Annotated in this window: 12 protein-coding genes; 10 read left to right on the top strand and 2 right to left on the bottom strand. The window is 35.4% G+C overall.

Translation table 11 applies throughout. The features are described 5' to 3' along the window. The first annotated feature begins 10 nt into the window (after nucleotides 1-10). From AC3IS6_RS16900 to AC3IS6_RS16875, 6 genes are all read left to right on the top strand, one after another. Complete coding sequence (locus AC3IS6_RS16900; protein ID WP_489161076.1) at nucleotides 11-946, top strand: HlyD family secretion protein; 936 nt, start codon at nucleotides 11-13, stop codon at nucleotides 944-946. Next, the gene (locus AC3IS6_RS16895; RefSeq protein WP_489161074.1) at nucleotides 943-2082 is read left to right on the top strand and encodes an ABC transporter permease; all 1140 of its coding nucleotides are present in this window, start codon (nucleotides 943-945) and stop codon (nucleotides 2080-2082) included. Before AC3IS6_RS16900 ends, AC3IS6_RS16895 begins: the two co-directional genes overlap by 4 nt. A gap of 11 nt (nucleotides 2083-2093) precedes the next feature. Further along, nucleotides 2094-3440 (top strand): TolC family protein, encoded by a 1347-nt coding sequence (locus AC3IS6_RS16890; RefSeq protein ID WP_489161072.1) that lies wholly within the window; start codon nucleotides 2094-2096, stop codon nucleotides 3438-3440. Between the two features lie 80 nt (nucleotides 3441-3520). Next, entirely contained in the window at nucleotides 3521-4219 is a 699-nt protein-coding gene (locus tag AC3IS6_RS16885; protein WP_489161070.1) for a DUF1826 domain-containing protein, read from the top strand. Between the two features lie 183 nt (nucleotides 4220-4402). Then, complete coding sequence (locus tag AC3IS6_RS16880; protein ID WP_489161068.1) at nucleotides 4403-5827, top strand: amino acid permease; 1425 nt, start codon at nucleotides 4403-4405, stop codon at nucleotides 5825-5827. A 378-nt stretch (nucleotides 5828-6205) separates the two neighbouring features. Then, nucleotides 6206-7957, top strand: coding sequence for an alkaline phosphatase D family protein (locus AC3IS6_RS16875; protein WP_489161067.1), 1752 nt, complete (start codon nucleotides 6206-6208; stop codon nucleotides 7955-7957). Between the two features lie 331 nt (nucleotides 7958-8288). Here the strand turns inward: AC3IS6_RS16875 and AC3IS6_RS16870 are convergent, their stop codons facing one another. After that, nucleotides 8289-8984, bottom strand: coding sequence for a pseudouridine synthase (locus AC3IS6_RS16870; protein ID WP_489161065.1), 696 nt, complete (start codon nucleotides 8982-8984; stop codon nucleotides 8289-8291). Between the two features lie 267 nt (nucleotides 8985-9251). On the opposite strand from AC3IS6_RS16870, the gene AC3IS6_RS16865 reads away from it, so the two are divergent. Continuing rightward, the gene (locus AC3IS6_RS16865) at nucleotides 9252-9452 is read left to right on the top strand and encodes a YqaE/Pmp3 family membrane protein (RefSeq protein WP_489161063.1); all 201 of its coding nucleotides are present in this window, start codon (nucleotides 9252-9254) and stop codon (nucleotides 9450-9452) included. A 398-nt stretch (nucleotides 9453-9850) separates the two neighbouring features. Next, on the top strand, nucleotides 9851-11248 hold the full coding sequence (locus AC3IS6_RS16860) for a carcinine hydrolase/isopenicillin-N N-acyltransferase family protein (RefSeq protein ID WP_489161061.1): 1398 nt from the start codon (nucleotides 9851-9853) through the stop codon (nucleotides 11246-11248). 175 nt (nucleotides 11249-11423) lie between these two features. On the opposite strand, the gene AC3IS6_RS16855 is transcribed toward AC3IS6_RS16860, so the two are convergent. Further along, a complete protein-coding gene (locus AC3IS6_RS16855; RefSeq protein WP_489161059.1) occupies nucleotides 11424-12011 on the bottom strand; it encodes a hypothetical protein in 588 nt (195 codons plus the stop codon). Nucleotides 12012-12620: 609 nt separating this feature from the next. Here AC3IS6_RS16855 and AC3IS6_RS16850 point away from each other — a divergent pair. Beyond that, nucleotides 12621-13220, top strand: coding sequence for an REP-associated tyrosine transposase (locus AC3IS6_RS16850; RefSeq protein WP_489161057.1), 600 nt, complete (start codon nucleotides 12621-12623; stop codon nucleotides 13218-13220). A 251-nt stretch (nucleotides 13221-13471) separates the two neighbouring features. After that, nucleotides 13472-14854 (top strand): alpha/beta hydrolase, encoded by a 1383-nt coding sequence (locus tag AC3IS6_RS16845; RefSeq protein ID WP_489161056.1) that lies wholly within the window; start codon nucleotides 13472-13474, stop codon nucleotides 14852-14854. Nucleotides 14855-15132 lie beyond the last annotated feature (278 nt).

Below are 15132 nucleotides of genomic sequence, written 5' to 3'. Positions count from 1 at the left end.
ATTATAAAGAATGAAATATATCCTAATTTATCTAACTGTCTTGTTTTTTAGTTGCTGCAGCAAAAAAGAAGAGAATAAATCCGATCAGATGGCTGTCCATAAAGAAGTTGCTCCATCAGAAATTGTTGGGCTCGGACGTATAGAGCCTAATGAAAAGCTGTCGGCATTAGCAACCGAAGTAGGGGGCATTGTGGTAGGTATTCATAAAAAAGAAAATGACTTAATTACCAAGGGAGACTTAATTATTGAATTGGATCACGCTGTTCAGGATGCCAAAAAAAAACAGATTAAGAGTAGAATTGAAACGCAAAGAATAGAAATAAAAGTAGCTCAGTTAAACTTAAAAGAACAGGAGATAAATCTGACAAATAAACAGACTGAGCTGCAACGATTGAAAAATTTGCAGAAAAATGGTGCAGAAACAAGACAGAATGTTGATAACCTTGAAACAGAAACGAAGGTCTCTCAAGCCATTGTAGCGCAATTACAAAGTAGAGTGCTGATGGCAAACTCCCGGCTTCAGGAAATGAAACAAGAACTGGAAGTATCCAACAGGGAATTGCAGCAATATTTGGTAAAAGCATTAAGTGATGGGCAAATTATGACCATGAATACTACGAAAGGGGCAGCATTGTCACCTAATCAGGCCTTTGCAGATTTTATTCCAAAAAGTGAATTGGTGGCAACTTGTGAAATCGATGAATTGTTTGCAGCTCAAATCAAACAAGGACAAAAAGCAATTATTCGTCAAATTGGTTCCAATAAAACGATTGGTTCGGGAATTGTCATTTTTGCCTCATCGGCACTCAAGCGCAAGTCGCTTTTTTCTGAAAAAGCTGGTGATCAGGAGGACAGGAGAGTTCGGGAAATAAAAATACTCCTGGCAAACCAAACCAAGTACTTAATAAACTCCCGAATTGAATGTGTAGTTCAAACCTCCCTATGAAATCTATGATAAAAACAGCCTGGAAGTTTATTCGTTTTGATAAAACTAAAAGTATAGGAGTAGTTGTTGGAATAGTAATAAGCACTTTCCTTATTGGTCAGCAAATAGGAACATTTAATTTTTTGACAGGATTAATGAGTGTATTGGTAAAAAATACAACAACAGCTATTTGGGTTGTCGATAATAAAACGACAGATGCTAATCAGCTTAGTTTGATTGACACCAGAAAAGAAAAAGAAATCAAGAGTATGACAGGCGTTAAGGAGGCATTCCCCATCGTTGTAACAACCGGAAAAGCAAAATTTCCCAATGGAACCAGTGCTATTGTAAACATTATCGGAAGCGAATATCCCAATTTTAAAGCAGGTCCGGATAGTACGAAGATCATACAAGGGAAACTTCCGGATCTGTTACAGGAAGCAGGTGTATCTGCAGATTATTTTGACCGAAGTAATTTTGGAGGCTCGTCAGATGTTGGAACTTTTTTTGAAATTAATGGGAAAAGAGCCGTCATTACACTACAAACGAAAGGAATAAGAGGCTGGGGTGGTTACTTGATGTACACTACAGTAGACAGAGCAAGGTACTATGGCAATATTCCTTCGACTTCTATAAGCGCCTTAATGGTAAATGTAAAAGACGGGGAGGATGTAGATCGTGTCGTCGATGAGATCAATAATTCTATTTACGGAGTCAGAGCCTGGCGAACGTCATCTCTAAGTTCATCGACTGTAGCGAGTGTTTTGGCTTCTACTGGCTTAGGTGCCAGTACAGGATCTTTAGTAGGGTTTGCAATTATCGCAGGTTTCTTTATTATCGGTCTTACGATGTATTCGTCGGCACTTGACAGGATTAAGGATTACGGAACTTTAAAAGCAATCGGAGCGACCGATTCCTACATTCGGAATTTGATACTTACCCAGGCTACTTTGTTCGCTATTGTTGGATTTATAGTGGCTCTCGTTTTCTTGATGGGGTTTAAAAATGGAATGTATCAAACAGGAATATTGATCGATTTTAGTCCAATTATACTCTTTTCAATTCTAATGATCACTTTTTCTATTTCGCTTTTTGGAGCTGTGTTTGCCATTAGAAGAATAAAAAATGTAGAACCTGCTTCCGTATTCAGAGGCTAAAAATTGCTATAATGAAAAATAATATAATGAATAAAGGTTTTATAGGATGCCTTATGCTTTTATGCCTTTACAAAATGAATGCGCAAAACCCGGTTTGGACCTTAAATAAAGCAATTGAAGAAGCGCAAAAAAACAGAAAATCGCTGGCTTCATTGCAAACAGCATCTATGATCAACAACTTAAAAACAAAAGAGTTAAATGCTAAATATTTACCCAGAGTCTCTTTGAATTACAACTATCAATACAATCCAATTATTGCTACAAGCGTTCTACCTGCCAATGCATTTAATTCGGGAACGTATTCAGATGATATGATACCGGTAAAACTGGGAGCCAATTATACTCAAAATGCCGGTGTTTTACTGCAACAGCCTTTGTTGGATATTTCGATTTCAAAGTTAATTACGGAGTCCCGGTTACAGGAAAAACTGGCAAGCTTAAATGAAGAAGAGGCCAGGATAGAGCTTACATACGAAGTTTCAAAGGCTTATTTTAATACATTGGTAGCGCAACAGCAAGTAAAAGAAGCTATTGGTGATACTACCCGTACGGCTTTAAGTTGGAATACCATAAACCAAAAATACAATAATAACAGAGCTTTAAAAGTTGATGTAAACGATGCTAAAGTAACGCACAATAACGCGATCCAAAAATATCATAATGCTGTAAATAACGTTTTGGTTTTAAAGCAATACCTTCTATATGTTACCGGAAATGAATCTTCACTTGCTGCTTCAATCGCATTAGAAAAGTATAGTATGGATGGAAATATTACTGATCTCGATGAAGATTTAATTCAGGCATTGCCCCAAATTCAAATTTTAAAAACACAAAACGAAGTGTTAGAAAATAAAAAGAAGCAGGAAAGAGCCAAACACATTCCGACGATTAATCTCAACGGTTACTTAGGAGCAGATCAGTTTACAGCCAGTATGAATCCCTTTCAGCAAGACAGCTGGTATGGCAATAGTTATATTGGAGTCTCCTTAAAATTACCTCTTCTTTTTGGTGAGAATACGGCAAAGAGAATAGATCAGTTAAAATTGGAGCAGGAGCAAAATAATAACCGAATCGAAGAAGACATTAATAAAAACAAATACAATGCGCTGAATGCTACTACCGCTTATCATAATATTTTGCAACAGTTGAAAACGGTACATGAAAATACCAGACTCTCTCGGGAGATTGTACTGGTTTGTCAGGAACGGTATAAGTTTGATCAGATTTCGTTTAATGAACTGAACGATAAAGAGATTCAATTGCAGAATTTAGAATTAGTCTCTAACAAACTTCAACAGGAATTGATCATGTCATGGTTGGATTGGAAGAAGGCTGCGGGAAAATTAGTTGTACAATAGTGAAGTGTCGTTAGCGTAAGTATAACGACTATTGTATAATTTTGTAACGCAAGAAGTAATTAGCTTCTTACTATTACATTATGGACAATAGATTTTCCGAAAGCGGTCAAATAGGAGCAGTATCTACTTTTTCTGAACTAGTAGATACTCATTTCAAAGGAGAAAGGAATGCGTTATGCTGGTACCGAAATTTGGATGGTGATTTTAAGGAAATTGTAGCCCGATTATCTCTAGAAGAGAATATAACCGAGGTTTATCGGGAAGATCTAATCGCGCTCCAACTCTCAGATAAAGGAAATATAGCCAGGGAAATAATATTAAAAGATTTACAGTTATTAACTGATTTTGGAGCTTCGCCTTCTCTTAATCTGCTGAAGTGTTACGAACGTGATGATGAATTTGATTTCATATCGACTGATGTGTATTCTTTTCATGTGGATCGTTCGCCCATTGCAACAGATACTTTTTTATGCACCTATCACGGAGCGGCAAGTGATATCATTCCGAATTCGAAGGCAGAGCAAAAAATCCTGATTCCGGAAATTCGGACGAAGCTAAAAGAACTTCATGACGGGACAGAAGAAGAATTCGAAGACTTTTTGAAGGAAAATTATTTTGATTTGCATTATCAGTTACATCCGGATGCAGAACCTGTTAATTTAGGAGTAGGACATCTTTGGCGATTGGCTGTAGATCATCCAAAACAACAAGTGTTGCCATGTATTCACAGAGCACCAATTGAAAATGAAGGGGAATATCGATTGTTGTTGATTTGTTAAGGAAATTGAAGTTGATCCCAAACCTTGCCATAAGATAATATGGATAAGCTTTTGGAAACTTCTAAAAAAAGGATTATAAATTGGAGTTTTAGTATAATGCATGTTTTGTACGATACCTTTTTTAACTTATATTCGCTGTTTATACATTTGTGAGTACATGTAACTCCTCTAAAAATCTAATTTGTGAAACAAAAACAGGAAGAAGTAAAAGAGAATCAGCTTAAACGTGGGCTAACTAACCGCCACATTCAGTTAATTGCCTTAGGCGGATCAATAGGAACAGGTCTTTTCCTTGGCATTGGCCCGGCGGCCGTATTAGCAGGACCATCCGTTATTTTAGGATATGCTATTGCCGGAATTATCGCTTTTTTTATCATGAGACAACTTGGTGAAATGGTGGTTGAAGAGCCTGTATCAGGAAGCTTTAGTCACTTTGCATATAAGTATTGTGGTTCTTTTGCGGGTTTTGCATCTGGATGGAATTACTGGATTTTATACATTCTGGTGAGTATGGCCGAACTTACAGCCATTGGGGTTTATGTACAGTTTTGGTGGCCTGAAATTCCGCTATGGGCATCCAGTTTATTTTTCTTTCTGGTTATTAACGCTTTGAATTTTGCCTCTGTAAAAGTTTACGGGGAGACTGAATTCTGGTTCTCCATCATAAAAGTTGTCGCCATTATTGCAATGATCCTTTTTGGTACATACTTGCTAATAAGCGGAACAGGAGGGGAGCACGCTACCATTCATAATTTATATAATGATGGAGGCTTCTTTCCAAAAGGTTTCTTTGAAAAAACGGCTTCGGGTAGTTTTCAGGGGTTATTATCCGCAATGGCGTTGATTATGTTCTCTTTTGGTGGTTTAGAACTCATTGGAATCACAGCTGCTGAGGCAGAAAATCCGGAGAAAAACATTCCAAAAGCAACCAATCAGGTCATCTACAGAATCCTTATATTTTATGTTGGTGCATTGGTCATTTTATTTGCTTTGTCGCCTTGGCAGCAAATTACGACAGATAGTAGTCCGTTTGTGATGGTTTTTCAAAATTTAAACGGAATGGAGTTTGAGTTGTTTGGCAATAAAATATTTTTCACACGTCTTATAGCCAATGTGCTTAATTTGATTGTATTAACTGCCGCTTTATCCGTATATAATAGTAGTGTATATAGTAACTCACGTATGTTGTACGGTCTAGCAGATCAGGGCAATGCTCCTAAGTTTTTAATGAAGTTAAACAAACAATCGGTACCCATTAATGCCATTTTAATTTCTTCCTGTTTTGCAGCGATCTGTATTTTAATCAATAAAGTAATTCCGGAAGAGGCTTTTAGCATTTTAATGTCTTTGGTGGTGTCTTCTTTGATTATTAATTGGGTGATGATTTCGTATACACATCTACAATTTAGACTTGCAAAAAACAAGGAAAACACAAAAACTAAGTTCCCTTCGATATTCTATCCGGTAAGTAACTACATCTGTTTGGTCTTTTTATTGGGGATTTTATCCATCATGTGGATGACTGATATGAAGTTATCTGTAGAATTAATTCCGATTTGGCTGGGGGTTCTTTTTATTTGTTATAAAGTTTTTAAAACAAAAAAATAGTAGCTTTTACGATTATTCATTAGGAGGCATTGAACATCAACATCCAGTTGATTTTCAATGCCTTTTTTAATGCGTGTTTCTAAATCAGCATGTATCATAATGTAAGGTTTACAATAATTTATTACAGGCATCTCTTACTTTTGCTTTTTTCTGATCCGTATAGTAGCAGAAAATAAGTAGTTACAGGAAGCTATGTGTTTCTTAATCATACTGTAGGTCAGATAAAGTCTTCGTGGTTAGAAGTTCCAGATTAAAGATTTTAAACCGGTTGAGGATTAATTTTCGTAAAGGGATTCTTAATAGTAATGTAAGGTAATTTTAAATATGCCATAACTTGGGTTTTGAGATTAAATTGTTTTTTTGATTTAAAAATATTTTATGGAAAATAACAAGGATTTAGGCAGAAGAAGGTTTCTTAGAAATTCTTTATTGGTTGCCGGAGGAGTTTTTATCGCGCCACTTATTGAAAGCTGCAGTAACGATGATAAAACGGATAACAGCGGTGCACCGGATGGAATGAAAAATGAAGGGTTTGAGACAGGAGTAGCCAGTTTTGACCCTACAGAAACCGGAGTCATTATCTGGACAAGATATTCAACAGGCTCAGATGCCGAAATTACCTGGGAAATAAGTAAAGATGCCTTATTTAAAGAAGTAACAAGAAAAGGACAGGCCGGAGCATCTTCTACGAATGACTTTACAATAGCGGTAGATGTTCAGAACATTCCTTCCAATACAAAATATTACTATAGATTTTATAATACCAAAACCAAACAAGTAACAGTTACCGGAGAAACGCGCACATTACCATCAAAAACAGATAGTGTAAATGATGTAAAAATGGCCGTTGTTTCTTGTTCTAATTTTCCGGCAGGGCTTTTCAATGTGTATGGAGCGATTGCTTCTTCAGATGCCGATGTAGTGGTTCATCTTGGAGATTATATTTACGAATATGCACCTGGACAGTACGGAACAAACCCTTTTACCAACCCGTTGGGCCGAGAACATAAACCAGCCAGGGAGATTACAAGCCTTAACGACTACAGAGAACGATACAGACAATATAGAGGAGATAAAAATCTTCAGCTTCTTCATCAGAAAAAACCTTTTATATGTGTTTGGGACGACCATGAATTTGCTAACGATACCTATAAATCCGGTGCCGAAAACCATCAGCCGTCCGAAGGAGATTTTCAGATGAGAAAAATGGCCGCTTTTCAGGCTTATAGCGAGTATATTCCGCTTAAGACTGGAAAAGATCTTAGAATTTACAGAAGCTTTAATTTTGGTAACATTCTTTCGCTTTATATGATGGATACCAGAGTGATTGCAAGAGATAAGCAGTTAAGTTACACTGATTATATTGACAATGGCGGGAATTTTGACCAGACAAAATTTAAAACAGATCTGTTAAGCCCAAACAGAAAATTAATTGGAAGTGAACAAATGACATGGCTGGGTTCACAGATCAATGCTGATACTGCTAAATGGAAAGTATTAGGCCAGCAGATTCTGATGACAAAAATGCTGATTCCTGCTGAGCTATTAATGCTTTTGAATCAAATCTTAGCAGAAGTGAGTAAACTTGGAAGCGCAACTCCGACGACCATGAAAGCTCTTACGACTACAATCTCTCAACTTGTTGTTCTTAAAATGAGACATAAACAAAATGATCCTTCTTTAACCGCTCAGGAAATAGCGAGAATTAAGACAACTTTACCTTATAATCTGGATGCCTGGGATGGTTACTTTGCCGAAAGAGAACAATTGTATGCGATGCTTTCCGGAAAAAATGTTGTGGTTTTAGCCGGAGATACTCACAACGCATGGATGGGTAAACTTACAGATATGCAGGGAAAACATATAGGAACCGAGATAGCGTGCAGTTCTGTTTCATCACCGGGATTGGAAGCTTATTTCGGAATTACCTCTGATCCTTCAAAAGCGATAGAACTGGCACAAGCATTTACCGTGCTGATAGATGATTTAGAATATGCCAATTTGTATAAACGAGGATATACCTATCTAAAATTTACTGCATCGGGTTCAGAAGCAGAATGGCGCTTTGTAGACAGTATAACCACTGAAACAACCACTACGGTTACAGAAAAAAAGTATACTATAGCATAGAAATCTCATTTGGTACGGATTGAATCTTTCTCGAAAGTGCCAAAAATGGGTGGAACTGAATCGGAACAGGAGTAATCGTGTTCCGATTTTTTTTTTCTTTTATATATAATTGAATATCAATAAAATAAATGCTTATTATTGAAGTTTTAATTAATGTGATATAAAAGCAACGGGAGAGCTTAAAAAAGGATTGAATCTATTAATCTAGGATTAGGACATCTCTGACGAATAGCTTTAGATCAGCTAAAACAGTAAGTACTGCTTTGTATTCATAAAGTACCAATAGAAAATGAAGGGGAATAATGGTTGTTGTTGATTTGTTAAGAATGCTCTATTTATACTTACTCAAATCCAGATTAAGAATAGTACCTACTTTGCTAAACTCTTCATTAATCCTTGCATTCAGGATGAGTTGTTCGTTGTTTATAGGATGATTAAAAATTAACTGATGTGCGTGAAGCATCATTCCTTTCAGATCAAAATTATCCAGCCATAATTTATTTTGTTTGTTACAACCATGTGGACGGCTTCCTAAAATGGGATGAAAAATATGTTTGAAATGTTTACGCAATTGATGCATACGTCCAGTTTCGGGAATCGCTTCTACCAAACAATACCGTGACGTAGGTCGATTGTTAAATTCTAACTCAACTTCGGCATTTTGCAAACGATGAAAGTAGGTGATTGCATTTTGTTTAATGTCATCATCATTGGTTAAATCATAATCAATCGTTAGTTCTTCGGGTGACCAACCACGTAAAATGGCTAAATATTTTTTTTCGACTTCGCGTGTGGCAAAACGATCGTTCATAATTTTCAAAACCTCTTTATCCAATGCAAACAACAAGACACCGGATGTTTTGCGGTCTAACCGATGAATGGGATAGACGTGTTGCCCTATTTGATTTCTCAATTCCTGAATAGCATACACTTTTGCATCGCGTGCGTAAAATGATTTATGAACCAACAAACCACTTGGTTTATTAATGGCTATAATATATTCGTCCTGGTAAAGAATTTCTAACATTTGGCAAAAGTAAAAGAGATTTCGATTGAAATCTCTTTTATGACTTATTTATTTTCCGTTGAAGACTTGAGTAGGTAGCGCAAAGTCACAGACATTTGGGCATCGTACTTATTGTCAGATGAACATTTCGCAGAACAGAGGGGCGTATTGAATTCTTAATTGCATTATATAGTATTTTTTTGAAACAAAATGACTGGAATGACGTCTAACGATTTTGAGATGATTTAAATTTCTCTGTTTTTACTGTAATATTAAAACCAAAATACTATGATGACCTTAATGGCTATATTTTTTCCTTCGCTGTCCTTTCTTCTGAGGGGAAAACTTCTGACCGCTCTTTTGTGTCTAATACTGCAGATTACACTGATAGGATGGATACCTGCAGCCATATGGGCGGTACTGTCACTTGAGAATGCCAGAGCTGACAGAAGAAATGCCAAACTTATTAAGGCAGTGAAAGCAAAATAGAATGAGCTGGCAAAAAAGAGAATAGATTTTATAAGTAGGTATTGTTTGTATCGATGCGAGGGTAATCAAAGGAATTTATACGGTAAGCCTTCGGATTTTAGTAAAAATCGAAGACCATAAACGCAGTGTTTGAAATAAGTTTACGAATTTTAATTATATTCGTAAGGTACTAAATCATCTCGAAGGCTACCGAAGGTTTAGTCCAACAGTTACTACAAAGGATTTGAATATTGGCTTAATTTAAAGATAGTTTTGTATTTGAAAATTAGTGTTTAACCGAAAGTTTAGGCTTTCTTAATCCCGGCCTGCTTCTAGCGCGAGAACGTTAGCGGCAAATGCAAAACTAAAAACTACCAAAGCAGTGGATATCTTAACAAGAAATTAAACAATCTGACCTCATGAAAACAACTTTATTATCTATTATTCTCCTTGTTTTTAAGCTAAAACTCTTTGCTTGTACAATAGTTTCCGGGGTTGACACTAAAGGTCAAACTTGGGTTATGAATAACGAAGATTTCTTTCACACATATTCAAATTACGTTAATGTATATCCTGCCACTAAAACTTCATTAGGGTATATAACGCTCAGTTACGGTTCACCTGAAAGTGGGATTCAGGGAGGGGTAAATGAAGCAGGGTTGTTTTTTGACATCAATGCACTACCACCTCAAACTTATAAACTTAGCGTAGGTAGAAAGCCATATTCTGGTTCTATGCTTGATTATCTGCTTCAACACTGTAAGTCAGTACCACAGTTTCTTAAGTTATGGGAAACCCAATATATGCCAGAAATGAATGGAATACAGATTCACTTAGCGGATAAAAATGGCAATCTGGCAATTATTACTCCTGACACAATCGTAATCTCCAAAAAGCATTTAACCTCTACCAATTTTAACGTTTGCGAAGCTAACCCTGACAAAAAGGTATGTTGGAGATATCCCATAGCAGAGAATATCATATCTGAAAATGGAATTAGCCAAAAGAGCTTAGTAAAAATTGCAGATGCAACTTCCTGGAAAGAATTTACTACAACTTTATACACTAATATTCACAATCTTACTACGGGAGATATATGGTTTTATCTGGCAGAAGACTATGGTAACCCTTGGCGTACAAATATCAGCAAATTATTAAAAGGGGGGAGACGAAGTATTTTACTAGCTAGTATGTTCCCTAAGAACAAAAGCTTAAAACTTAACATGCTAATTGAGACTGGCGGCAAATCCAATGACATACGAACCTTTCTTGAAAAATCTAAATTGAGTAACACCCAAAAAGAGTCAGTCCTGAGATTATCATTTTTAGATAACTTCTTTATCGAAAAGGATTTCAATAAAGCGGCCCTCCTTTTTCCTGAATGGGAAAAGTATAGCTACCTGAATAAAAGGCTTGACTCGATTGAGATGAAGATTACAAAATCACAATACTTGGCAACTATAGGAAACAATAAAAAAGCGGTTGATGAATTGAAGAGTATTAAAAAACCAACTTCACGAAGCGAGGAACTGTTAAGAAATCTTACCGATAGTGAAGATTATAACACGACCATTAAACTGGAGGGATTTAAAGATGCGAAAGTCGTTTTGATCGAATTCAAAGGCGATTATAATCTTTTTCGCTTTTTACGTAGTACCCCTGAAGGTTGGATAATAAAAATGAAATCCAGTAGAAAGGAATTAAAGTATTGCTTTTATGTTGATGGCAAGAGAATAGTTGATTCATCACAACCTATTATTGCTAAACAAGAAACCGTGAAGGGTGATTTCGCAGACTTTAATATTCGAAAGTTATAATTATATTTTCAATATCATAATAGAGTATTCATAGAGACTAAGGCATCAGCCACTAACAGCTAGGGTTTCGTTGCTTGCACAGCACGGGACTTCATGACTTGTACGTTTTAAATTATATATTTGCACAGCGCTTGCGAGGTATACTTTGCGGAGCGGGTTCGTACTCCCTAAGAAATTATTTTGTTTTAGTAGAGTCAATATAAAATTTATGAATTTGCTCTTGTACTCTGTAAAATGCTTGCGTATATTTTTGACGCATATCGGTCAATCTTCCAGCTAAAGCAGGATTCGATTTTTCCATATCATTAAGCTGATAGAATAATTGGTCGACATTATAATCTTTGTATTCTATATTTAGATATCCTCGTTGCACAACATTATCGACGATGCAATCACTCCCATTTATTGCTGCACTTAAAAGACATTTCAAATGCCCAGAATCATAATTATATACAAGTTTATCATCTTTAAACATAAATAAAAGACTTTCAGCACGATAGTCAATTTCCTGAGCTATTTTTTCATGATTCTGTATTAATAGTAAACGTGCTTTTGTATGTGTTGTATACTCCGTGTAGGCCCACGTGAATAAGCCGACAAACACAGTTGAGAGTAGCCATATTCCAAAAGCACTATTGAAAAAGGTATATACTGTTATCGAGGATACCGCCCTTGGTGTTACTTGTTCTTGCAAAGCTCCTCGTACTTGAACTCTGAACAATTCTTCCTCTTTAATTTTTTCTTTTTCTTGAAGACTTAACATGATAGAATTAATTTGATTAGAACAATAAATGTAAGGATATTTCGCAAAGCCTGAATTAGTTTGATGGGAAACTATATCATTTTTAGAAAATGAAATCTGTTCCTTTGACGCCTTTTTGAATTCAATAGTTTCATTCTTTAATTTTATGTTTCCGCTCCCCAAAGAGCTCCTTGTGAAAAGCTAGGCAAATGTCTCTGACTTTGTGCATTTTCTAGTTGTTATGAATTGTAATCGTCTCAAGAGTCTGTGACTCTTTTTCTGTCAATTCAGAAATAGTCTAAAAATAAGTCAAACTCAGGATTTCAAAGAGTTTCTAATGAAAAGCTGCGCAAATGTCTCTGACTTTGCGCATTTTCTAGTTGCTATGAATTGTAATCGTCCCAAGAGTCTCTGACTCTTCCCCTTTAAATTAAAAAGCACTTTAAAAACAAATTATACTCAGCATCTCAAAGAATTCCTTATGAAAAGCTGCGCAAATGTCTCTGACTTTGCGCATTTTTTTTGTTGTTATATATTGTAACTGTCCCAAGAGTCTCTGACTCTTCCTCTTTCAGTTAAAAAGAGTTATAAAATAAGTTAAATCTTATTTTTTTGTAAAAAGATTTAGAAATGAAAGAAGGATACATAATAAGAGATCAGACATTGCCACATTTTATAACTTCAACAGTTGTAGACTGGATAGATATTTTTACACGTCAGATTTACAGAGATATAGTCATTGAGAGTTTAGAATACTGTATTGATCATAAAGGAATGATTTTATATGGTTATGTTATTATGAGTAATCATATACATTTAATTATTCAATCTGAACATGGAAAACTATCAGATTTAATAAGAGATTTTAAAAAATTTACTGCGAAAAATATTCTTGAAAAAATTCAGAATAGCCCTGAAAGTAGAAGGGAATGGATGTTAGAACGTTTTAGATTAGCAACCCAAAGTCATTCAAGAAATAAAGAATATCAATTCTGGCAGTATGGAAATCATGCAGAAGAAATTTATAATAATGAGTTTATGTGGTCAAAATTAGATTATATACATTTAAATCCTGTAAAGGCCAGACTTGTTGTTAAAGCGTCAGATTATATTTATTCAAGTGCAAGTAATTATGTTTGTGATTCAGGCTTGTTAAAAGTTGAAAAAGCTGACAATCTAATAGTGAACGTTTTCGATAATAAATCGTTTATTCGTTATAATCAATATTAAGATATCGGTTTAAAGTCGGAGACTTATTAACGTTTTATTTTTTCATGTAGACTTGAATAGGTAGCGCAAAGTCGGAGACATTTGCGTAGCACTTGTGAGGTATACTTTGCGGAGCGGGAGCTTTAAATTTTTGCATTTTCCCAATAGATTGAAAAACAGGTAAAAGTACTTAGTGTCATTTTTTAATTTAAGAATAACTTCGATGTTAATATTAAATATGAGATTTTCTTTGGCAATATTTTTAAATGTCAATGAACTATTTTATTAACTATGATTTACTAAGCAAGATGATGAAAAAACATTTTTTATTTGTCCTTGTATTGTTTCTTGTATGCGGTTATATATCGGCACAAAAAAAAATAACGGGAATTGTTAGTGATGGTTCTGGATTGCCACTACCGGGCGTTAGCGTATTGTTGAAGGGGAGTAAAGTTGGAACACAAACTGATTTTGATGGACAATTTGCTATTAATGTTCCTGATGATAATGCTATTCTTGTTTTTTCGTATATTGGAATGAAGGCTAAAGAAGTTGTGGTTGGAAAACAAAGTACAATGAAAATCAAGATTGGAGTAGATGTAAATGTAGATGCACTTGAAGAATATGAAGTTGAAGAATATGAAGTTGAAGAACCTGAAAAAAAATATGCTACTGTTCGAGTTATGTTTGCAACAGACCGAAATCGCACTAGTAGTTCTAAGCCAGAGGAAATGTTTGGACCGATTCGTTCCAATGATGTAGTGACTTATGGTACATGTGATGTGAGTATGCCTAGAAACCACCAAAGAGGTGAATTAGAAAAAGCATCTGTTTGGAATTTTGAGTTTTACGACGATCCTGTGAAGCATGTACTATTGCTTAATATTAGGAATAAATCTAAAGCAGATTTTTTTAATGACCTAAAGGAAAGAATAAATAAATCCAAAAAGAAAAATGCCTTTATTTTTGTTCACGGATATAACGTAAGCTTTGAAGATGCAGCCAGAAGAACTGCACAAATGTCTTATGATTTGGGTTTTGATGGCGTACCGCTTTTTTACAGCTGGCCTTCGGTTGCTGAATTTAAAAACTATAAAACTGACGAAGGAAATATCGAGTGGAGTGAAGGATTTTTAAAAAAATTTCTTGAGGATTTTTTACAGACATCTGGTGCGCAAAATATTTATCTGATAGCCCATAGTATGGGAAATAGAGGATTAACCCGTGCTCTGACTTCTATAATTAAGGAAAGTCCAGAAGTGGCTGCTAAAATTACTGAAATAATTTTAGCAGCACCAGATATTGATGCTGCTGTGTTTAAAAAGGATATCGCACCAGTACTTTTAAAAATTAAAAAGCCTATTACTTTATATACATCTTCCAACGATTTGGCTTTACAGGCTTCTCAGCTGTTTAGTTCTTATCCGAGAACAGGTCAGGCAGGAAGTTCGATGGTTTTGCTCTCAGGTATTGAAACGATCGATACTTCAAATGTTCCCTCCACAGATTTGTTCGGACATTCTTACTTTAGTGGCTCACCTGATGTTTTATCGGACATATTTGAAATTATAGAGGAAAGAGAGAGACCAAATAAAAGATCTCGAATTCGTGCCGTTGTGAAAAATGGAGAGACTTCATGGGAATTTTTGAAGTAACATCCCTCGCTCGTGCGCTAATGTATAAAATTAATTTAAATTATTATTAAGGAATAGTTCCATAAACTTGTTTCTGAATTCAGAACATATGTTCACGAACGAGAAGCCCGTGTCAGGGTGGCACATTTGCGTAGCGTCATTTATAACTTTTCAATAACTAGGTAGAAAGGTATAGGACTTTATAAGTATAATATCAAAGAGGAAATTTAAACTTAGGATTTTCAATAGGTTGATTTTAGTTTTTTAACAGTCTTAAGTTAGCATCTATTTTTTATATA

This window comes from Flavobacterium sp. KH_035, from assembly GCF_057839565.1.
This window is presented reverse-complemented; position numbering and strand designations above follow the sequence as displayed.

What these genes read in the sequence shown, in the direction of transcription:
- AC3IS6_RS16900 (WP_489161076.1), top strand. Translation starts at nt 11, where the DNA reads ATGAAATATATCCTAATTTATCTAACTGTCTTGTTTTTTAGTTGCTGC.
- AC3IS6_RS16895 (WP_489161074.1), top strand. Translation starts at nt 943, where the DNA reads ATGAAATCTATGATAAAAACAGCCTGGAAGTTTATTCGTTTTGATAAA.
- AC3IS6_RS16890 (WP_489161072.1), top strand. Translation starts at nt 2,094, where the DNA reads ATGAAAAATAATATAATGAATAAAGGTTTTATAGGATGCCTTATGCTT.
- AC3IS6_RS16885 (WP_489161070.1), top strand. Translation starts at nt 3,521, where the DNA reads ATGGACAATAGATTTTCCGAAAGCGGTCAAATAGGAGCAGTATCTACT.
- AC3IS6_RS16875 (WP_489161067.1), top strand. Translation starts at nt 6,206, where the DNA reads ATGGAAAATAACAAGGATTTAGGCAGAAGAAGGTTTCTTAGAAATTCT.
- AC3IS6_RS16870 (WP_489161065.1), bottom strand. Translation starts at nt 8,984, where the DNA reads ATGTTAGAAATTCTTTACCAGGACGAATATATTATAGCCATTAATAAA.
- AC3IS6_RS16865 (WP_489161063.1), top strand. Translation starts at nt 9,252, where the DNA reads ATGATGACCTTAATGGCTATATTTTTTCCTTCGCTGTCCTTTCTTCTG.
- AC3IS6_RS16860 (WP_489161061.1), top strand. Translation starts at nt 9,851, where the DNA reads ATGAAAACAACTTTATTATCTATTATTCTCCTTGTTTTTAAGCTAAAA.
- AC3IS6_RS16855 (WP_489161059.1), bottom strand. Translation starts at nt 12,011, where the DNA reads ATGTTAAGTCTTCAAGAAAAAGAAAAAATTAAAGAGGAAGAATTGTTC.
- AC3IS6_RS16850 (WP_489161057.1), top strand. Translation starts at nt 12,621, where the DNA reads ATGAAAGAAGGATACATAATAAGAGATCAGACATTGCCACATTTTATA.
- AC3IS6_RS16845 (WP_489161056.1), top strand. Translation starts at nt 13,472, where the DNA reads ATGAACTATTTTATTAACTATGATTTACTAAGCAAGATGATGAAAAAA.